This is a genomic window from Chryseobacterium sp. 1B4 (assembly GCF_036631475.1).
Taxonomy (GTDB): domain Bacteria; phylum Bacteroidota; class Bacteroidia; order Flavobacteriales; family Weeksellaceae; genus Chryseobacterium.
This window is the reverse complement of record NZ_JAPNUF010000008.1, coordinates 203,587-223,124: the sequence shown is the minus strand read 5'-3', so window position 1 is coordinate 223,124 and position 19,538 is coordinate 203,587. Positions and strand designations below refer to the sequence as shown.

Genomic DNA, 19,538 nt, shown 5'->3' with positions numbered 1-19,538 from the left:
TTGCCCAAACTTTTAATTTTCCGTTGGCAAAGAATGAAGGATTGATTTTAAATATTAAAAATGAAAACAAAAAACTGATCTTTTCTCTCATTTCAACACAGGAAAAACGATTACCCTGAAAGGAAGTTTCCGTGGAAAAGAAGTGTATTCCAAAGTTATTCCGTTGAAAAATGGAAACAACCCGCTGGAAATTCCTGAGAAAGACTTTCCGGCAGGAATCTGCAGATTTACCGTTCTTGAAAATAATATTCCTCTTGCAGAACGTATTGTTTTTACCAATAAAGAAAATCAGCTGAATATAAAGGTAAAGCCTGTAAAACAGCATTATCTGCCAAGAGAAAAAGTAGTTCTGGACATTGAAACCACGGATGACAATAATAAACCTGTTCCGGCTAATCTTGGGATAAGCGTAGTAGATGATAAGCTATGGACTTATGCTGATGACAAACAGAATCATATTGTTTCCTGGCTACTGATGGACTCTGAGCTGAAAGGAAAAATTGAAAAGCCACAGTTTTATTTCGATAAAAGAAGAAAAAGCGGATAAAAGTTTAGACCTTGTGATGCTGACAAACGGCTACCGTTATTTTGAACTCGTCCCGGAAGTCCTGAAAACCAATAAATACAAATACCTTCCGGAGAAAAAATACAATCTATGGCGTAGTGGAAGACCAAAATAAAAACCCGGTGAAAGCTGATGTTTTTCTTTTGAATACCGACAACAAAAAAATTCTCAGACAAACTGTTGCAGAAAATGGGAAGTTCTATTTTTCAGATTTAAATGCAGATGATTCATATAAAATCATTGCTAAATCTTTTCAGCCTAAGCATCAGGTTAAAATCAGGATTTTGTCTTATAATCTGGACATTAATCCTTTAGTAAAACAAAAATGTCTCATATAGATGTGGAAGAAATTGTAAAGGAAGCTGAAAAAAGAGGAAATAAAAACTGAGGGTAGAAATAATACCCAAACATTGAATAAATCCGGCCATTCAAGATCTGATACCATTCAGAATCAAAGAATTGAAGAGGTTGTTGTAGTAGGCTACAATATGAATAAAGAGAAAGCAGCGGTTGCTTCCACAACTATAGCCTCTTCTATGGAAATTCAGAATCCCAATGTAACTTCTTTATTGAATGGAAAAGTTGCAGGAATCGTTATAACACCTTCTACACAGCAGGGTGCAGGTGAACAGATCAATATCAGAGGGACAGCCTCTATTGCCAATAAGAATCCTTTATTCGTTGTAGATGGTGTTCCTGTAGAAAATTTCAATACCACCATCAATCCGAATGATATCAACAGTATAACCGTTCTCAAAGATGCTGCTGCCACTGCTATTTATGGAAGCAGGGCTGCAAATGGAGTCATCATTGTAAACTCCGGTAAAAACAGCAGTTCAAAGATCAGTTTTGATATCACCGGAATCTTATTTTGCCATACAGGCTGTCCCGTACGGAAAACTTATCTCATACGCTCCATCGAGGGCGTTTGCCTATCCTGAATATAAAACTACCAATACCCCGTACCGTTATGATTACAGGGAAACGCTTTACTGGAACCCGGTAGTGGAAACCGATAAAAACGGAAAGGCAAAAGTGGAATTTTATAACTCAGATGCTAATTCCACGTTTAGAATTATGACAGAAGGTATTGCTGCATCAGGGCTTGCAGGAAGGGATGAAACAGCCTACGCGGCGCAGAGCCTTATTTCAATAGATGCCAAAATTCCTCAGTATCTGACAAGAACCGATCAGATGATAATTCCTGTTGTCCTTAAAAATAATTCTTCAGAAACCAGAAAAATGACCATGGACGTTATTGTTCCCAACTATGTCAAATTAATGCATTCTGACAGCTTGATTACCTTAAAGCCATTAGAGTCCGGTAGATTATTTGTTAAAATACAGACTGATGAAATTGTGGATTCCCATATCCAGTTTAGCATAAGATCAGGAGATTTCAGGGAAACGATGATTCTGCCGTTTAAAGTAGAAGAAAAGGGATTTCCACATCAATTTTCCATTATCAATAATAGAACGGAAGATATAAAAATCAATATTCCGGAGTATATCAACGGAAGCCTGTTTTCCTCATATTATGTATTTGAAAATGCTGCTTTACAGATGTTTGATAATCTGGAGCAACTGAAGAAGGAGCCTTACGGATGCTTTGAACAGCTTTCCTCAACGGTGTATCCTAATATTTTTATCCTGGACTATTTAAAATCAGGCAATAAAATAAATAAGGCTACAGAGAATCTGGTGATTAAAAATATGAAAAAAGGATTTCAGAAAATGCTGAGCTATAAAAATAAAGACGGTGGTTTCGGATATTTCAGCAGTGAAGAATCAGATGTGGCAGTTTCAGCATTTGCCTTATTGGAATTTACAGATTTAAAGAAATATGTCAATCCGGATGCTAAGCTTATTCAGGGGCTGTCCTCATTTATTTTATCTAAAAAAACTGGAAACGGATTATTTGAAGTGAGAAAAGGCTATGAGCAAAAAAGGAATATTCTGAGTATTTCTGGGCCAGGAATATGTATGTTGTATATGCTTTATCCAGACTGGGCTTTAAAAATGAGATTGAAGACTCTTTTAAAGTGATGATGAAAAAAGCCCTGGCTACAAAAGATTCCTATCAGCTGGCTTTGCTGGCCAATGCTGCTGCTCATCTCGGAAAACAGAAAGAATATGATGATCTGATGAAAATTCTGGACCAGCAGTATGAAACAAAGAATGTAAAATGCGGAATCACCTTTACAGGCTCATGGTGGGGAAGGTCTGCCGAAGCGGAAACGCTTTCCTTATACATCATGGCACTTCAGAAAGAGGGAAACCTTAATCAGTTGAAAATTGCAGAGGCTGCAGATCAGCTTATTAATTTCAATGGATATTACGGGTTTGGCTCTACTCAGGCAACGACATTAGCTGTGCAGGCGCTGTCAGATTTTTTGTCTGAAAATGAGAAATTATACGGAACAGAAAAGCCGGTAATAAAGATTAATCAGGCACAAGCTTCAACGGTGATGAGTCTTTCTTCAGCATTTAAATCCGGAGAAAATACAATTAGTGTTCATTATCCAACGCAAAAAGGACTTCCTTATAAACTGGAATATCAGTATCATACCCTTCAGGCTCCGGAAAGCAAAGATATTCCTGTTATTATGGAGACAAAACTAAAATCAGGACTATCAAAAGTTGGAGAGACCAACAGACTGACTGTCACCGTTAAGAATAAAATAAACGGCCAGCTGCCAATGACCATAGCGAAGATCGGTATCCCTGCAGGACTGACATTACAAAATGCCTTGCTGAAAGACCTGATTGATAAAAAACAGATTTCCTATTATGAGATCTTTGATAATTACCTGGTGCTGTACTGGGAACATTTTAAAGCAGAGGAAACAAAAACCATCAATCTTGATCTGAAAGTAGAATTTGCAGGAACATATACAGGAAAATCAAGCAATGTGTATCTGTATTATATGCCGGAAGCAAAATACTGGAACCAGGGAATTACTGCCAGCATTGAACCTTAATTTGTAACAAGCTAAAACAGGCGTCCGCAGGAATGTCTGTTTTATTTTAAAATTAATTTTCAAAAATTATTGAAAATTCAAAAATATAATTACATTTGTTACAGGAATTTAAAAAACAGAACAAATGCAGCTTTCAGAAGCCAAAGAAAAATACATTCAAACCTGGGGGACCTTTGCTACCAATTGGGGAATTAACCGTACAATGGCACAGGTGCATGCCTTGCTTCTGGCCAGTGGAAAACCACTTTCTACCGATGAGGTAATGGAACAGCTGGAGATTTCAAGGGGAAATGCCAATATGAACCTTCGCGGCCTGATCGATTGGGGAATTGTGAAAAAGGAGCTGATAAAAGGAGACAGAAAAGAATATTTCGTGGCAGAAAAAGATGTCTGGTACCTGTTCAAACAGATTACCAAAGAGCGCAGAAAAAGGGAAATAGAACCTGTCATTTCTTTTCTTGAAGAATTAAAGAATATTGAAGATAAAGATTCGGAAGAAGCTCAGGAATTTATCAAGCTGATGAATGACTTCAGTTCGGTAACCGGAAAAATCAACAATATTATGGATCTGGCCATCAAAAGTGATGATCACTGGCTGGTAGGAAAGATTACCAATCTGTTGAAATAGAGAATAGAAAGAGGATGAAAATCCTTTTTTATTTCAAATTTGTTTTCAAAAATTACTGAAAATACAAAACTTATAATATCATGAAGAATTTTTTTAAACGTTATCTCTATTTAAGTCTCTTTCTGACTGTTGTTTTAATTGTTGCAGTCTGGTTTTTTCTCATTGCCAAAGGTGAATATGGAGTGACAATGTTCCTCACTATTCCGGTTTCCATTGGATTTATTATCGGATATGTAAAGTATTTTAAAAATATCGGATTAATGAACGTTCTGAAGGCCATTTTGAAAATAGTCTTAGGATTAGTTATTTTCTCTCTGATTTTGATAGGAGCTGGCGTAGAAGGAGCTATTTGTATTATTATGGCTATTCCATTTATTGGCTTTGCTATGTTAGCAGGCTTTATTATTGGTTTTAGCATTGGGGTTCTTGATGAAAAACGGCATACTGCAAGTGTCATAGTATTTATTCTTTTTATCAATCCCGCATCTTATATTTTTGATACCTATACAAAACCTATTGAGGAAACTATTACGACAGAAATGATTGTGAATTCTTCCAATGAAAAAGTATGGAAACGTTTAAACACACAAATTAATTTCAATAAGCCTGATTTTATACTGTTTGAAAAAGGAGTCAGTTACCCAAAGAATATAAAGCTCGTTAAAGAAAACGGAAAATTGGGCTACAGCTGTCAGACCAATAATGATGAAATACAACTTAATATCAATGAATTCATAGAAAATAAAAAAGTAAAATTCTCTCTGGAAAGTCAGACTGTTCCGATGAAAGAAATAACACCTTATGAAGATATTGATGCCAAACATTTGCATGATTATTTTATCGTGAAGTATGGCGAGATTAGTTTAGATAAACTGTCAGAAAATAAAACAAAGATAGTTGCAAAAACAAAATACAGTTACAAAATTGCACCTATCTGGTATTGGAAAAAATGGTCCGGCTATATCATTGATAAAATGCAAAGCCATGTATTGCAATCTATAAAAACACAATCTGAAAATGAATGATCTGCAACAATACTTTGACCGCATACAGCCCAGATACTATATTAATGAAATAGCATCCCTGGGTTTTACCAGACTGTTCAGGAAAATGGCCGTTCAAAAGGTTAAAAGCTATAAAAACAAAAGAGTTCTTGACCTGATGAGTGGCCAGGGTGAAAACCTGAAATTTCTTCGGGAACCTAATGAGAATACAGAGATTATAACCCTGGATTTTTCTACAGCAATGAATCTTAAGCTATTCTCAACATTTAAGGAGAAATTATTCATAAGACAGATTGGGGATGACTTTTTTGAAACTGAAATTCCAGACAATTCGATAGACATTATTCTTTGCTCTTACGGAACAAAAACAATAGGAGAAGATCAAAAACTTGTTTTTGCAGACAGGCTATCAAGAATTGTTGATGAGAAAGGTGAAATCATTATCGTAGAATTTGTAAAGCCTAAAACAGCCTGGAGATTCACTTGTGTTAAATGGTATATCGAAATTATTGTTGCAAAGTTTTTCGGAAGTGAGTTTGGAAAATTATTTCATTATATCCATAAAAATGAAAGTCTGCAAGACTTAAAAAATCAATTTGTTATCAACCAGCTTTCAGTAGTTTCTCACAAGAGATATTTAGATCTGGTGGAAATACTGCATGTCAAAAGAAACTAGTTGTATTAATACTGATTTCAAAAATTACTGAAAATTTTAAATTAAAAAATGAATATGAAAAATCTAATCATTCACCTGTTCCTGGTTATTTATTTCACAAGAAAAGGATCATTATAAAGGATAGTAAAAATCTAACAATCGTAAAACCATTTGAAATGTCAACCATCTATTTAAACACTGTAATCAACGCAGATATTCATTATGTTTTTGATCTGGCTAGAAATATAGACCTGCATCAGCAGTCAACCTCAAAATCCCATGAAAAAGCAATTGCAGGCCGTACCTCAGGATTGATTGAAGAAAATGAAACCGTTACCTGGAGGGCAAAACATCTGGGCGTTTATCAAAATCTCACTACAAAAATTGTCAGTATGGAAAAACCGTTTCAGTTCATTGATGTCATGCAGAAAGGTGCTTTCAGGTCTATGCGGCACCGGCATATTTTTAAAGCTGTAAACGGGAAAACGCTGATGACAGATATTTTTGAATTTGAATCTCCATTAGGTATCATTGGGAAATTATTCAATATCATTTTTCTCAGAGGTTATCTCAAAAAATTCCTGATTCAGAGAAATGAAATGATCAAAACTATCGCAGAATCTTCTATCCGCGACGGAATTGCAGTTTTTTAATTCCAATCTGTATAAAATAAGACTGCAAAAGTTTTTAAACACTTAAGTAAGCTTAAGAAGATATTCTTGCGTTAAATAAAGTTCACGTAAGTTTTGAAAAATCTTTGATTTTTATAATTGTACAACACTAGCCGTACACATCTGTGAAATCTGCGAAAATGTGTGAAAAACTAACCACAAAAGTCACAAAAGCTTTAAACTCTTAAGTAAATAACATCTCCGAATTTTATAAGTGTGTGACATTAACCGTAAAATCTGTGAAATTCACGATGAAACCTTAAACCTTATCCCAAACCTTAAATTTTAAAACAATGAAAATAATCATAGCCGGCGGCAGCGGATTTCTCGGTGAAAATTTAGAAAAATACTTTGCAGAAAAAGGTTATCAGGTATATATTCTGACCCGTAATCCAAAACGTAACAATGAAATCTATTGGGATGCCCGAACCATAGGAGAATGGAAAAACAGCCTTGAAAAAGCAGATGTTCTGGTCAATCTTACAGGAAAGTCTGTGGATTGCCGGTATCACGAAAAAAATAAACATGAAATCTACTCCTCAAGAATTGACAGTACAAGAATATTACAGAAAGCAGTAGATCAATGTTCTGAAAAGCCAAAAATATGGTTGAATGCAAGTTCTGCAACCATTTATGTTCATTCCGAAAAGCATCTGAACACGGAAGAAAACGGCGTTATCGGGGATGATTTTTCAATGAATATCTGTAAAAGCTGGGAAAAGGAATTTTTCAGTGTCAAAAATAGCGAAATACGAAAAGTAGCCCTGAGAACTTCTATTGTTCTTGGAAACAACGGAGGAGCTTTTCCCAAACTGAAAATGATTACAAAGCTCGGATTAGGGGAAAACAGGGCAGAGGAAATCAAATGGTAAGCTGGATTCATATTGAAGATTTCTGTAAAGCCGTAAACTGGATTATTCAACATGAAAATATTTCAGGAGCTGTCAATATCACTGCTCCGGCTCCATTATCGAATGAAGTCATGATGAAAAAACTGAGGAAAGAACTGAAAATACCTTTTGGATTCAACGCTCCTGTCTGGCAGCTGGAAATTGCGTCCATATTCCTGAAAACAGAAACCGAACTGCTGTTGAAAAGCAGAAATGTTTACCCGGAAAGACTCATACAAAGCGGATTTCAGTTTTCCTATCCCGGATTTGAAGAAGCTATTATTAATCTTCTGTAATCCTAATGTTTGCGGGTGTCCCAAAGGATAATTAAATTAGCGGAAAACTATTCCATATGCTGGTTATTCCCAAAATAAAACCTTTTTTTCTTTCATCCTTTTTAATAAGCTCAATAGTATTTTCACAAGCCCATAATGTATCCGAAGGATATCAGAAACCCACAGATCCGTTGGTTATCCAGAACCTGGACCAATGGCAGGATATGAAATTCGGGCTGTTTATGCATTGGGGAACCTACAGCCAGTGGGGAATTGTTGAAAGCTGGAGTCTATGTCCGGAAGACGAATCATGGACGCAGCGAAAATCTGAACACGGGAAATCTTACTACGAATATGTAAAAAATTATGAAAATCTTCAAACGACTTTCAATCCTGTTCAGTTTAATCCTCAAAAATGGGCTGATGCTGTAAAAAAGCAGGAATGAAATACGTAGTTTTTACGACCAAACATCACGACGGTTTTGCCATGTTTGATACCCGGCAGTCGGATTATAAAATTACCTCTCCTAAAACCCCATTTTCAAAAAATCCAAAATCGGATGTGACGAAAGAAATCTTCAACACATTCCGGAAAGAAGGATTTAAAATAGGGGCCTATTTCTCAAAGCCTGACTGGCATTCTGATGATTACTGGTGGTCTTATTTTCCGCCAAAAGACAGAAATGTCAATTATGACCCGAAGAAATACCCGGAAAGATGGGAAAGCTTTAAAAAATTTACTTTCAATCAGTTAAATGAAATTACTTCCCATTATGGAAAAGTTGATATTCTTTGGCTTGATGGAGGCTGGGTGCGCCCTTTTAACACCATAGATCCTAAAGTAGAATGGCAGCGTACCATCAAAGTAGAACAGGATATTGATATGGACAAAATAGGAGCCATGGCGAGAAAAAATCAACCCGGAATTATCATTGTTGACCGTACCGTTCCCGGCAAATGGGAAAACTATGTGACTCCCGAGCAGGCAGTTCCGGAACACGTACTTTCCATTCCATGGGAAAGCTGTATCACTATGGGAGATTCCTTTTCCTACGTTCCCAATGATAATTATAAAACCTCTCAGAAGATCATTGAAACCCTGGTGAAGATCATTTCAAGAGGAGGGAATTACCTGATGAACATTGCTCCCGGGCCTAACGGAGATTATGATGCTATTGTTTATGAAAGATTACAGCAGATATCCGGCTGGATGGATAAGAATGGATCAGCTGTTTTTGCGACCAGAAGCATTGCACCTTATCACGAAGGAAATTACTATTATACCCAAAGCAAAGACCATCACACGGTAAATGTCTTTCATCTTGATGAAAAATCCGAATATCAGGCTCCGGCAATACTTACTTTTACTATTCCGGAAAACTTTAAGCCCCAATCTTTAAAGGTCCTGGGAATTTCATCAAAAATTCAGTGGAAAAAAGCAGGAGCAGACACCATTGAAATCAAATTACCTGAAGAAAGGAAGAATCTGAAATATGCAACCGTAATTCAAATTGCACAATAATGAAAGTCCTTAGCGTTAAACTTACGGGAATTGCTTTATTGCTGAATGTTGTCATTGTTTCTGCTCAGAAACCTTTATATAAAGATTCCAGACAACCCATTGAAGCCAGGGTGCAGGATTTGCTGAAGAGAATGACACCTGAAGAAAAGTTCTGGCAGTGTTTCATGATTCCCGGGGATTTGGATAATGTTCCTAAAGAACAATATGCTCACGGGATTTTTGGATTACAGGTGAGTGCCGGAAACCAGGGAGGCGGGGCAGCCGGTCAGCTGCTGACATACAATGCCAATGAAGATGCCGAGAGACTGGCAAAGAAAATCAATGCGATTCAGAAATACTTCGTGGAAGAATCAAGACTGGGAATCCCGGTTATTCCTTTTGATGAAGCATTACATGGGTTGGTAAGGGAAGGTGCCACAGCTTTTCCACAGGCAATTGGTCTGGCCGCCACTTTCAACCCGGAATTGATGAGTAAAGTTTCAGCAGCTATTGCAAAAGAATCAAAATTAAGGGGAATCCGCCAGATTCTGACACCGGTAATCAACCTTGCTAACGATGTACGATGGGGCAGGACAGAGGAAACCTATGGTGAAGATCCTTTTTTAACATCGGTGATGGGAGTAAACTTCGTCAGCTCTTTTGAAAATATGGGAATTATTACCACGCCCAAGCACTTTTTGGCCAATGTAGGAGAAGGAGGAAGAGATTCATATCCTGTCCATTGGAGCAAAAGATACCTGGAGGAAACCCATTTGATCCCTTTTCATAATGTTTTTACAAAAGGGAAAAGCCGCTCTGTCATGACTTCCTATAATCTGCTTGACGGAAGGCCTTCAACGGCCAATCACTGGCTTCTGACAGAAAAACTGAAAAAAGACTGGAATTTCAAAGGCTTTGTGATCAGTGATGCAAGTGCCGTGGGAGGAGCAAACGTCCTGCATTTTACAGCTAAAGATTATGACGATGCCTCTGCACAGGCAATTAATGCCGGACTTGACGTGATCTTTCAGACAGAATATAAACATTACAAGCTTTTTATTCCTCCGTTTCTGGATGGCAGAATCTCAAAAGAAAGAATAGACGATACCGTTTCAAGAGTGCTGAGAGCCAAGTTTGAGCTTGGCTTGTTTGAAAACCCTTATGTTTCATCTGAAGAAATTGAAGAATTAAAGAAGCTTAATCACAAACCTTTGGCTGAAAAAGCAGCCACTGAGTCTTTTGTATTGCTTCAGAACAATAACCATACACTTCCTGTTCCTGAAAATATTAAAAAGATTCTGGTAGTGGGAACTGATGCTGTGGAGGGTAGACTAGGCGGATATTCAGGGCCGGGAAATAAAAAAGTAAATATTCTTGACGGTCTTAAAAATTATACAAAAGATAAAGATATTGAAATCATATACTCCAGAGGAATTGACTGGGATGTAAAAGATTTTGCCCTAGTTTCTGATCAATATTTATCATCTGAAAACAAAAAAGGATTAAAAGGAATATATTTTTCCAATACGGATTTAAAAGGTGAGCCTGCTTTTGAAAACAGGACGAACACTTCAGTTTCAAATGGACCTTATATTCTCCCGATCCTGAAAAACTTCAACCTGATCATTACAGCATCCGCTGGACCGGAAAACTAGAGGCTCCGGATTCCGGGAAATATCAGCTCGGCTTGCGTGGAAATGACGGTTTCAGGCTATATCTGGATGGAAAACTGGTTATTGATCAGTGGGAAAAACTGAGCTATTCCACAAAAACGGTCGGGGTAGATTTTGTAAAAGGGAAAAAATACGATATTACAATTGAGTTCCATGAAAACCGTGGTGAAGCCAATCTTGAACTGATCTGGAATTATGGGCAGCATGATGATCAGAAAGAATTTAAAGATGCATTACATCTTGCTCAGAAAGCAGATTACATTATTGTTACAGCCGGAATTCATGAAGGTGAATTTCAGGACCGTTCATCACTGAGTCTGCCCGGAAATCAGGAAGCATTTATTCATGAACTTTCAAAATTAAATAAGCCAGCCACAGTACTTCTGGTAGGAGGATCAGCCATAAAAACAACAGCATGGAAAGATAAGGTTGGAGCCATCCTGGATATCTGGTATCCGGGAGAAGAAGGTGGAAATGCTGTTGCAAAAACACTCTTCGGAGCTGAAAATCCTTCCGGAAATTACCGTTTACCTTCCCGGTGGAAGAAGGGCAGCTGCCTTTGTCATACAATCACCACCCAACGGGAAGAGGAAACGATTATTATGATCTGAGTGGTGAGCCGTTATATCCTTTTGGGTTCGGGCTAAGCTATACCACTTTTGAAATCTCTGATTTGCAGTTGAACAAAAGCCAGTATTTGGAAAATGAAACAATAATTGCTAAAGTAAATGTGAGAAACATAGGACCAAAAGCCGGAAGTGAAGTTGTTCAGCTTTATGTCAAAGACCTGTTGGCAAGTGTTTCAAGGCCGGTTATTGAGCTAAAAGGATTTCAGAAAATAGAATTACAGCCGGGAGAATCAAAATCCGTCACCATTGAAGTTCCTGTGAAGCAGCTGCAGTTTCTGAATGAAAAGATGGAATGGATAGTAGAAAAAGGCACCTACAGAATTATGGTGGGAAATTCATCAAAGAACCTTCCTTTAAAAGAAAATATTGAAGTTTTATAACAATAAAAAAGAGCAGGAATTTCTGCTCTTTTTGTATATATTCCGAATTTGTCTAGTATTTTCTGGCCAGTAAAACGTTCAGTAAGAATGTTCCTGCCCAGTTACTGTTATTGGTAGTGGCCCCATTCGTACCGATAAAGTCTACACGGGCAACAGATACGGTAAGCCTGGTTTTACCACCTGTACCATTATTGGCCAGACTTACAAAAGATGCTGTAAATACATCCGGGAAACTTGAGTTATTTCCTGCAGTAAGAATAGGATACATATTGGTAACATTGAAAGGAGTACCCTGATATTCATAAACAAGGGTCATTCTGCTGGCATTGGAGTAGGAAGCAGTTTGAGCTCTGTCTACAGATGTTTTACTCACGATCCACCATCTGTCTGTTGCAGCACCTGAATCATAGGCTGCATTAGCATGATTGGTCCAGTCTGCAAGAGCTGCTGTTCCGAGTGCATGAGGAGGAATAAAGAGCTGTGTGCCGTAAATTTCCACGTTGCTTGGCTTGGGAAGAACCGTAAAAGATAAATCCCATGTTCCCCCTGAAGTATTACTGTTGTTCACCACTTCAGCATAAGCTCCGGTAGGGATTACAAAAGAAGCGACAGGAGTGTTGTCAATCCTTAATGTATTACCGTTTGATGCCTGAAGCGTAATATTATTAGGCGAAATGTTTTTGATCTTATAAATCCTTCCTGTAAAACTCGTTGTACCAGTTCCGATGACGGGGAGTGTAAAAGTGGCATCAGCTGTTCCGTTATAAGTAATGTAATGATCAGTAGCCAGAATAGAATAGGTTGTGGCAGTGATCTGAGTATAGCCGGCCCTTAATGAACCATTTACGGCCAGTGTACTGTTGGGAGTAGTGGTATTAATACCTACTTGTGCAGTTAAGGGAATTGCTGCAAATAAAAGAATCGAGATATATTTTTTCATGTCTTGGATATTTGGTTTATAGCAAAAATATAAAAAAATAGCTGAAAAATCAACTGAGACAGAATAAATTACATATTTCTCGTTAAATCCCTTCCTGGTGATAGGAGTTGTTTGTGGAATTCATTAAATCAGCCTGCAGGGTACCTCCAGATCTTCCGTAAGATAATAGCTGCAGCACAGGCGGTGATAACCATCTGCAATGATCAGTTCATTTTGTCCTCTGACCAGTAATATTGGTGAAAGTTTTTTATTTTTTTCTACTTTTTTAAGATTTTCTTTCACGTGAATATTAGTTTCAGGAAGGAGAGACAATTTGCTGGCTCTTAAAATATCTTTCGATTTTTTGATAATGGTAGGAGCTGTTTTTAATTTTTCAACCATCTTTTGTGCATCATCCGGCTTGAACAGAAGTTCAAGATAATCCTGTGCCGCCGGAAAATCATGTTCCTCCGGTTCCTTCAGCCATATAGTATCTTTGGACATATTGCTTTTTTCACAGTTTTCATAAGTGCTTAATTAAGATGAATAAATGTATGGAAAATAGATGGTTATCATCATATTTAATTTCAAATGGATGATCCGTTTGATACAGATTTTTGATTTCTTTTAAAAAATATTGGTATGATATATGCAAGATTTATGATAAACCGGAATGAATTTAATTAATACTTTGAATTAATTGAAATCATTCAAAAATATGAACATTATGAAAAAGTTATTAATTTCAACAGTATTGTTATTAGGTTTATCAATGAATGTTTCAGCGCAAAAACATCCGCCAGTTCCTCCACATCCTTCAAAAAGTGAGCTGGTAAATATTAAAATGCAGGAACTTACCAAAAAATACAACACAGAGAAAAAACTGATCCTGAACCATCCGCTGGCTACCAAACGGATGAAGAGAGATCAGCTGAAAGCTTTAAATGAAAGATATGCGGCTGAAAAACGATTACTTAGACAGGCGAAATAATATAGAATTTTTGCAGTTATTTAAATCGGGAAAGACGTTTTTTATATTTTAAACTTTGATAAGTTTTTAATGTAAGATGAAATTTATTGAAAGAGAATGCGGTAGGTGTTCTCTTTCTTTGTTTAAAACCGAATGAAAACAGCTTTGTTGATGCATTTTAAGATCAACCTGCAGAAACATGAAACATCCAATATTTTTCCTTAAATTCGCATAAAAATTTTTAAAGTAATGAATTACGATATTATTGTCATTGGAAGTGGTCCTGGTGGATATGTTACTGCGATCAGAGCAGCGCAATTAGGTTTCAAAACCGCAATTATCGAGAAAGAAAACCTAGGAGGAATCTGCCTTAACTGGGGATGTATTCCAACTAAAGCTTTATTGAAATCTGCTCAGGTTTTTCATTATATCAACCATGCTGAAGATTATGGTTTGAATAAAGTGGAGGCAAGCTTTGAATTCCCGAACGTAATTCAGAGAAGCCGTGGTGTTGCCAGCAAAATGAGCAAAGGGATCGAATTCTTAATGAAAAAGAATAAGATTGACGTAATTCTTGGTACTGCAAAAGTACAGAAAGGTAAAAAAGTTTCTGTTACAGATAAAGAAGGTAAAGTAACTGAATATACCGGAACTCATATCATTATCGCTACAGGAGCCCGTTCAAGAGAATTGCCAAACTTACCGCAGGATGGTAAAAAAGTAATCGGATACAGACAGGCATTATCTCTTCCTGAGCAGCCAAAATCTATGATCGTTGTTGGTTCAGGAGCTATCGGGGTAGAATTTGCTGATTTCTATAATACAATGGGAACTAAAGTTACTATTGTTGAGTTTATGCCAAACATTGTACCTGTAGAGGATGAAGAAATTTCTAAGCACTTAGAGAAATCTCTGAAAAAATCAGGTATTGAAATCATGACAAACGCTTCAGTAGAAAGTGTTGATACAGCTGGTGAAGGTGTAAAAGCTAATGTAAAAACAGCTAACGGAAATATCACTCTTGAAGCTGATATCCTGTTATCTGCTGTAGGAATTGCGGCGAACATCGAGAACATCGGATTGGAAGAAGTAGGAATCCAGACAGATAAAGGAAGAGTATTGGTAAACGAATGGTATGAAACTTCAGTACCGGGTTACTATGCGATCGGAGACCTTATCCCGACGCAGGCATTGGCTCACGTTGCTTCTGCAGAAGGTATTACTTGTGTAGAGAAAATCAAAGGACTGCATGTAGAAAAAATAGACTATGGCAATATCCCCGGATGTACATACTGCCACCCTGAAGTAGCTTCTGTAGGTCTTACTGAAAAGCAGGCTAAAGAAAAAGGATACGAAATCAAAGTAGGTAAATTCCCTCTTTCTGCCAGCGGTAAAGCTACTGCAAACGGAAATACGGACGGATTTGTTAAAGTGATTTTCGACGCTAAATACGGTGAGTGGTTAGGATGCCACATGATCGGAGATGGAGTAACAGACATGGTTGCTGAAGCTGTTGTAGCGAGAAAATTAGAAACTACAGGGCACGAGATTATCAAATCTATCCACCCGCACCCAACAGTTTCTGAAGCTATCATGGAAGCTGCAGCTGCTGCTTACGGTGAGGTGATTCACATTTAATATATTATTGGCTGTCATAAATCAGATTGACATCAATTAAAATAATAAGAGAACCGGAGAAACAATAGTTTTTCCGGTTTTTTAGTAATTAAAATTATCCGCATGTATTGAGGCCAAATAAATAATCTTATATTAAGCTGTTCAGAAAAAAATGCGGTTATCTAAACCAAGGTCACTGAAAAAGTCTTTTAAAAGAAAAAAGCGGAAAAGCTCAAATTTTCTGATTTTTTATTTATCTTAAATTCAATTTTTTTAAAAAATATTGAATTTTAAATCACTAACCAAAAAAGTACTGAATTTCTAAAAATGAGTCACTTTTTCAGTGCGCTCATTTAAACCTAACAGGTTTTTAAAACCTGTTAGGTTTAATGCTCATATGGTTGATAAGGAAGCAGTTAGTTCCTGATTAATCATGCAGCCACAGATTTTATCTGTGGTTTTTTATGGAAAAGTATCCTTATTTAGTATTTTTCAGGATAAAAAGCTTAGTAAAAAGCCTAGTAACGCTCCTCCGATAACAACAAAAGCACTGTTTAGTTTTTAAATCCGAATACAACAGCTGTACTTATACAGGTGATAAGAGTTGTTTTCCAGTCGGTAATGCTGTCAATTCCCATCGTTATACATACAGACATAATGATAGCTATAGAGGCTACATTTACACCGTTAAGAAAAGAAGAAAATGTTGCAGAATTTCTCATTTTATTTACGAAAGGACCAGATACGGCAACCAATATAAAAGAAGGAAGGAATATGGCTAAAGTAGACACCAAAGCCCCTGAAAGCCCATTGATCTGATATCCGATAAATGTAACCGAAGAAAATACAGGTCCCGGTGTAAACTGGCCAACAGCGATAGCATCTATAAGTTCCTGACGTGTAATAATTCCCCTGGAAACAAGCTCCGTATCCAGAAAAGCAAATAAGACATACCCACTGCCATACAATATGGCCCCGATCTTCAGAAAAATCCAGAATAATTTTAAGTTGAGCAAAGAATAAGTATCGGATAGTAAAAACTGAAGCGGGCCGATGAAAATTATATTGTTCAGTTTCTTAAAATTATTTTTTTGCAGATAATCAATTGTCAATGTTAAAAGTCCGGCTCCAAACATCAGTCCTATTTCATTGATTTTTAAAAGAGAACATGTGAGCACCATTCCACCAATAACCGCTAATCGGAATGTTTTTACTGATTTTTTTGCCAATGGGAAGACGGCACCTAATATAATGGCAATAATTGCAGGCTTTATTCCATAGATAAACGGCTGTACTTCGGGAAGCTGGCCATATTCTTTGTATAGCCATGCAAAAGCGGCCGTAATAATGACGGCAGGAAGTATAAAACAAAGCCCGGCAACAATAAGCCCTTTCCAGCCGGCTTTTTCCCGTCCTATATGAATTGCCATTTCAGTACTGTTAGGACCAGGAATAAGATTGGTAGCTCCTATAAGATCCAGAAATTCCTGATCTGTCAGCCATTTTTTTCAGTTACCACTTCTTTCTGCATCATAGCAATATGGGCTGCCGGCCCTCCAAATCCAATGATTCCCAGTTTCAGAAATAATTTAGCAAGGTCTTTTAAATCATTATTATTGTTCACTTTAAACTATTTATTTTACAAGGATCACTTATTATAAATGATCTGGTAAAAGTAAAAAACTATAATATATGTTTTAATAACAGCAGTATCTTTTCACATTAATTTTAGAAAAGTATTTAACTTCACGAGCAGATTATAAAAATATCGTTCGGGAACTGTTATGTTTTTTACGGCTGAATTTTTAATGGAATAATGATGAATTTTATTAAAATAATTTTAAAATCAGCATATTTATAAAAATTAACCTGATTATTTCAGGTCGTTTTCTTACATTTATTCTATGAATTTTGAAAGAGTAGGACTTGTTTTATCAGGCGGCGGTACTAAAGGAATCGCTCATGCAGGTGTATTAAAATTCTTACAGGAAAAAGGTATAGAAGTTGACATCCTTTCCTGCTGCAGTGCAGGCTCTATTGTGGGATGCCTTCATGCAATAGGCAAATCTCCGGAGGAAATCCTGGAATTTTTCAATTCCGTTTATTTTTTCAACTGGAAACACTTTACATTCAACCAGCCGGGACTGGTTTCTTCAGTGATCTTCAGAAATTACCTGAAACCTATTTTCCATGATATGAAATTGAGGGATCTGGATATAGAAGTGAAAATTGTAGCAACAGAGCTCGTTGCCGGAACCCAGAAAATTTTTGATCAGGATTTTGAAATTGTTGACGCTATTATTGCTTCCTGTTCCATCCCCGGTATCACCACACCTTATATCATTGGTGATGAAATGTACTGTGACGGAGGTGTCCTGAACAATTTTCCTGCAGATATCATCAGGGACGATTGTGATAAGCTGATTGGCGTATTCGTATCTCCACCCAATGAAGCAAAGATTAAAGACCTGAACTCCATTAAGGCCATCGTTTCCCGTTCCTATGATCTTCTTTCCTATAGAATAGAGAAAATAAAGTTTGATTATTGTGACTGGTTTATTTCTTCTCAGAAACTAGCGGCTTACGGAACTTTTGAACGCAGGAAAGACAGGCTTGAGGAGATTTTTAATATCGGTTACAAATCCGCAAAAGAAAGTTACGAAGAAAGCAACTTTTTTACAGAATTAAAACAATCCGGAACATAAAAAATCCTGTATCAATACAGGATTTTTATTTTATAAAAAGGTAAATTTGAGTAAACAGGCTATAATAACTTCCAGCTTCTGTCCTCCAGCTTCCAGCCTTTAGTCTCCTAATTTTTAACCACATATCCGTCTTGACGTACAATTTCACGGTCATTAGCGTCATTTACAACCAATGTGTAAGGGGCTTTTTCGGAGAATCTGTGAGGTAATTTCTCCAGACCTGGTAACTGTGTCCTTCATTGCTGAAGTTGATGTAATAATTTCCTCCCGTACCGTCAGGAATCAGTTCTCCATCACTGATGATCATGCTTGGCTTGGCAGTGATCTTGGCATTGGCATTCCATGATTGATAAAGGTACTTGCCGTTCGGCTGCTTGTCGATTCTGATTTTGAACTTTTTGGTTTTGATAATAACAGTCTTCGGCACCTGCTGAAGGGCAGAAGAAGTTATAAAACCATCTGTTTTCGGATTGGGAACCTCTTTGGCATTAACGAAAGAAAACTGAGCTAAGCAGAAAGCTCCTAATAAAATATGCTTTATCATATTAATGGTTATTGGTTAACACTCAGATTCTATCAAATATGACGCCATATCAATAATGGTTTGTCAGATTAAAAATAATTAAGGAAATTTATTTAAATATTTCTTTGAATATAATAAGATATAAAAAAGGAATTAACAATAAAGGTGGCAAAAATGTTTTAAAAGTAAATTTTATCCTTCATCATTACAAAATAAAACTTTCAATTTAACCTTCAGCCTTAATCTTAAAATTCTGTGTATAACTTGCAAAAGCATCTTCCAGGCTTTCAAATTTACCTTTGAATTCATCAATAGGGCAATCCTGAAGGATATTTCCTTTGTGAATAAGAATCACTCTGGAGCAAAGCGCCTCCACTTCCTGCATAATGTGGGTAGATAGTAAAACAGTCTTTTGCTGCCCGATTTCTTTTACCACATTGCGGATTTCAATAATCTGATTAGGATCCAGACCATTGGTAGGTTCATCCAGAATCAGTAAGTCCGGCTGGTGAATAATAGCCTGGGCAAGCCCTACACGCTGTTTGTATCCTTTAGACAGCTGTCCGATCTTCTTCGATTTTTCCGGGGTAATTCCTACCAGTTCAATCACCTCATTTACTCTGGATTCAGGGATTTTGTGAATGTTGGCCACAAACTGAAGATATTCCTTTACATACATTTCCAGATAAAGCGGGTTGTTCTCAGGAAGAAAGCCTATTTTCTTTTTGCTTTCAATCTCATTTTCTGAGATGTTCAGACCATTGAAAATAATTTCACCCTGGTCAATTTTCAGCGCACCGACAATAGATTTCATCAGGGTAGATTTTCCGGCTCCATTCGGACCAAGAAGACCAATAATTTCATTTTTATCAATAGAAATGTTGATGTTGTCAAGAGCAGTCTGTTCACCAAATTTTTTGGTTAAATTGATTATCTGAAGCGGCATAATTTT

At 36.9% G+C, this 19,538-nt stretch carries 20 protein-coding genes and 2 pseudogenes; 17 read left to right on the top strand and 5 right to left on the bottom strand.

Going from position 1 to position 19,538, the window contains the following annotated elements; translation table 11 throughout:
- Nucleotides 1-142: 142 nt before the first annotated feature.
- From OWR28_RS17165 to OWR28_RS17095, 14 genes and pseudogenes are all read left to right on the top strand, one after another.
- Nucleotides 143-547, top strand: a complete 405-nt coding sequence (locus OWR28_RS17165) for a hypothetical protein (RefSeq protein ID WP_332387707.1) — start codon at nt 143-145, stop codon at nt 545-547.
- Nucleotides 548-975: 428 nt separating this feature from the next.
- Nucleotides 976-1,506: a TonB-dependent receptor plug domain-containing protein gene (locus tag OWR28_RS17160; protein ID WP_332387706.1), complete on the top strand. Its 531-nt coding sequence runs from the start codon at nt 976-978 to the stop codon at nt 1,504-1,506.
- On the top strand, nt 1,415-2,611 hold the full coding sequence (locus tag OWR28_RS17155) for an alpha-2-macroglobulin family protein (protein ID WP_332387705.1): 1,197 nt from the start codon (nt 1,415-1,417) through the stop codon (nt 2,609-2,611). The genes OWR28_RS17160 and OWR28_RS17155 overlap by 92 nt, the downstream gene beginning before the upstream one ends.
- Entirely contained in the window at nt 2,545-3,546 is a 1,002-nt protein-coding gene (locus tag OWR28_RS17150) for a hypothetical protein (RefSeq protein WP_332387704.1), read from the top strand. The genes OWR28_RS17155 and OWR28_RS17150 overlap by 67 nt, the downstream gene beginning before the upstream one ends.
- Nucleotides 3,547-3,670: 124 nt before the next feature.
- Nucleotides 3,671-4,174, top strand: a complete 504-nt coding sequence (locus tag OWR28_RS17145) for a GbsR/MarR family transcriptional regulator (RefSeq protein WP_332387703.1) — start codon at nt 3,671-3,673, stop codon at nt 4,172-4,174.
- Between the two features lie 80 nt (nt 4,175-4,254).
- Entirely contained in the window at nt 4,255-5,199 is a 945-nt protein-coding gene (locus OWR28_RS17140) for a hypothetical protein (protein WP_332387702.1), read from the top strand.
- The gene (locus OWR28_RS17135; RefSeq protein WP_332387701.1) at nt 5,192-5,854 is read left to right on the top strand and encodes a class I SAM-dependent methyltransferase; all 663 of its coding nucleotides are present in this window, start codon (nt 5,192-5,194) and stop codon (nt 5,852-5,854) included. The genes OWR28_RS17140 and OWR28_RS17135 overlap by 8 nt, the downstream gene beginning before the upstream one ends.
- 155 nt (nt 5,855-6,009) lie before the next feature.
- Nucleotides 6,010-6,486, top strand: a complete 477-nt coding sequence (locus OWR28_RS17130; protein ID WP_332387700.1) for an SRPBCC family protein — start codon at nt 6,010-6,012, stop codon at nt 6,484-6,486.
- 311 nt (nt 6,487-6,797) lie between these two features.
- On the top strand, nt 6,798-7,376 hold the full coding sequence (locus OWR28_RS17125) for an NAD-dependent epimerase/dehydratase family protein (protein ID WP_332387699.1): 579 nt from the start codon (nt 6,798-6,800) through the stop codon (nt 7,374-7,376).
- Nucleotides 7,370-7,690: a DUF1731 domain-containing protein gene (locus OWR28_RS17120; RefSeq protein ID WP_332387698.1), complete on the top strand. Its 321-nt coding sequence runs from the start codon at nt 7,370-7,372 to the stop codon at nt 7,688-7,690. Before OWR28_RS17125 ends, OWR28_RS17120 begins: the two co-directional genes overlap by 7 nt.
- A 56-nt stretch (nt 7,691-7,746) precedes the next feature.
- Nucleotides 7,747-9,191, top strand: a pseudogene (locus tag OWR28_RS17110) (alpha-L-fucosidase).
- Nucleotides 9,191-10,825, top strand: a complete 1,635-nt coding sequence (locus OWR28_RS17105; RefSeq protein WP_332387695.1) for a glycoside hydrolase family 3 N-terminal domain-containing protein — start codon at nt 9,191-9,193, stop codon at nt 10,823-10,825. The pseudogene OWR28_RS17110 and the gene OWR28_RS17105 overlap by 1 nt, the downstream one beginning before the upstream one ends.
- Complete coding sequence (locus OWR28_RS17100) at nt 10,804-11,454, top strand: glycoside hydrolase family 3 C-terminal domain-containing protein (RefSeq protein ID WP_332388055.1); 651 nt, start codon at nt 10,804-10,806, stop codon at nt 11,452-11,454. The genes OWR28_RS17105 and OWR28_RS17100 overlap by 22 nt, the downstream gene beginning before the upstream one ends.
- Nucleotides 11,403-11,852, top strand: coding sequence for a fibronectin type III-like domain-contianing protein (locus OWR28_RS17095; protein WP_332387694.1), 450 nt, complete (start codon nt 11,403-11,405; stop codon nt 11,850-11,852). The genes OWR28_RS17100 and OWR28_RS17095 overlap by 52 nt, the downstream gene beginning before the upstream one ends.
- Nucleotides 11,853-11,904: 52 nt before the next feature.
- Here the strand turns inward: OWR28_RS17095 and OWR28_RS17090 are convergent, their stop codons facing one another.
- The gene (locus OWR28_RS17090) at nt 11,905-12,792 is read right to left on the bottom strand and encodes a hypothetical protein (RefSeq protein WP_332387693.1); all 888 of its coding nucleotides are present in this window, start codon (nt 12,790-12,792) and stop codon (nt 11,905-11,907) included.
- Nucleotides 12,793-12,915: 123 nt separating this feature from the next.
- Entirely contained in the window at nt 12,916-13,275 is a 360-nt protein-coding gene (locus tag OWR28_RS17085) for a hypothetical protein (protein WP_332387692.1), read from the bottom strand.
- 223 nt (nt 13,276-13,498) lie between these two features.
- Between OWR28_RS17085 and OWR28_RS17080 the strand changes: the two genes are divergently transcribed.
- Together OWR28_RS17080 and lpdA are read left to right on the top strand one after the other, a co-directional pair.
- Nucleotides 13,499-13,762, top strand: a complete 264-nt coding sequence (locus tag OWR28_RS17080) for a hypothetical protein (protein WP_332387691.1) — start codon at nt 13,499-13,501, stop codon at nt 13,760-13,762.
- Between the two features lie 228 nt (nt 13,763-13,990).
- Nucleotides 13,991-15,379, top strand: coding sequence for a dihydrolipoyl dehydrogenase (gene lpdA / locus OWR28_RS17075; protein ID WP_332387690.1), 1,389 nt, complete (start codon nt 13,991-13,993; stop codon nt 15,377-15,379).
- A gap of 471 nt (nt 15,380-15,850) precedes the next feature.
- Here lpdA and chrA read toward each other — a convergent pair.
- Nucleotides 15,851-16,982 (bottom strand): annotated as a pseudogene (gene chrA / locus OWR28_RS17070) (chromate efflux transporter).
- 280 nt (nt 16,983-17,262) lie between these two features.
- Between chrA and OWR28_RS17065 the strand changes: the two are divergent.
- Nucleotides 17,263-18,063: a patatin-like phospholipase family protein gene (locus tag OWR28_RS17065; protein ID WP_332387689.1), complete on the top strand. Its 801-nt coding sequence runs from the start codon at nt 17,263-17,265 to the stop codon at nt 18,061-18,063.
- Between the two features lie 163 nt (nt 18,064-18,226).
- Here the strand turns inward: OWR28_RS17065 and OWR28_RS17060 are convergent, their stop codons facing one another.
- Together OWR28_RS17060 and OWR28_RS17055 are read right to left on the bottom strand one after the other, a co-directional pair.
- The gene (locus OWR28_RS17060; protein ID WP_332387688.1) at nt 18,227-18,607 is read right to left on the bottom strand and encodes a hypothetical protein; all 381 of its coding nucleotides are present in this window, start codon (nt 18,605-18,607) and stop codon (nt 18,227-18,229) included.
- 205 nt (nt 18,608-18,812) lie between these two features.
- On the bottom strand, nt 18,813-19,532 hold the full coding sequence (locus tag OWR28_RS17055) for an ABC transporter ATP-binding protein (RefSeq protein ID WP_332387687.1): 720 nt from the start codon (nt 19,530-19,532) through the stop codon (nt 18,813-18,815).
- Between the last annotated feature and the right edge of the window lie 6 nt (nt 19,533-19,538).

Bases quoted from the DNA above. Each gene is read 5' to 3' on its own strand.
- OWR28_RS17150 (WP_332387704.1), top strand. From the start codon at position 2,545: ATGTATGTTGTATATGCTTTATCCAGACTGGGCTTTAAAAATGAGATT.
- OWR28_RS17145 (WP_332387703.1), top strand. From the start codon at position 3,671: ATGCAGCTTTCAGAAGCCAAAGAAAAATACATTCAAACCTGGGGGACC.
- OWR28_RS17140 (WP_332387702.1), top strand. From the start codon at position 4,255: ATGAAGAATTTTTTTAAACGTTATCTCTATTTAAGTCTCTTTCTGACT.
- OWR28_RS17135 (WP_332387701.1), top strand. From the start codon at position 5,192: ATGAATGATCTGCAACAATACTTTGACCGCATACAGCCCAGATACTAT.
- OWR28_RS17130 (WP_332387700.1), top strand. From the start codon at position 6,010: ATGTCAACCATCTATTTAAACACTGTAATCAACGCAGATATTCATTAT.
- OWR28_RS17125 (WP_332387699.1), top strand. From the start codon at position 6,798: ATGAAAATAATCATAGCCGGCGGCAGCGGATTTCTCGGTGAAAATTTA.
- OWR28_RS17120 (WP_332387698.1), top strand. From the start codon at position 7,370: ATGGTAAGCTGGATTCATATTGAAGATTTCTGTAAAGCCGTAAACTGG.
- OWR28_RS17105 (WP_332387695.1), top strand. From the start codon at position 9,191: ATGAAAGTCCTTAGCGTTAAACTTACGGGAATTGCTTTATTGCTGAAT.
- OWR28_RS17090 (WP_332387693.1), bottom strand. From the start codon at position 12,792: ATGAAAAAATATATCTCGATTCTTTTATTTGCAGCAATTCCCTTAACT.
- OWR28_RS17085 (WP_332387692.1), bottom strand. From the start codon at position 13,275: ATGTCCAAAGATACTATATGGCTGAAGGAACCGGAGGAACATGATTTT.
- OWR28_RS17080 (WP_332387691.1), top strand. From the start codon at position 13,499: ATGAAAAAGTTATTAATTTCAACAGTATTGTTATTAGGTTTATCAATG.
- lpdA (WP_332387690.1), top strand. From the start codon at position 13,991: ATGAATTACGATATTATTGTCATTGGAAGTGGTCCTGGTGGATATGTT.
- OWR28_RS17065 (WP_332387689.1), top strand. From the start codon at position 17,263: ATGAATTTTGAAAGAGTAGGACTTGTTTTATCAGGCGGCGGTACTAAA.
- OWR28_RS17060 (WP_332387688.1), bottom strand. From the start codon at position 18,607: ATGATAAAGCATATTTTATTAGGAGCTTTCTGCTTAGCTCAGTTTTCT.
- OWR28_RS17055 (WP_332387687.1), bottom strand. From the start codon at position 19,532: ATGCCGCTTCAGATAATCAATTTAACCAAAAAATTTGGTGAACAGACT.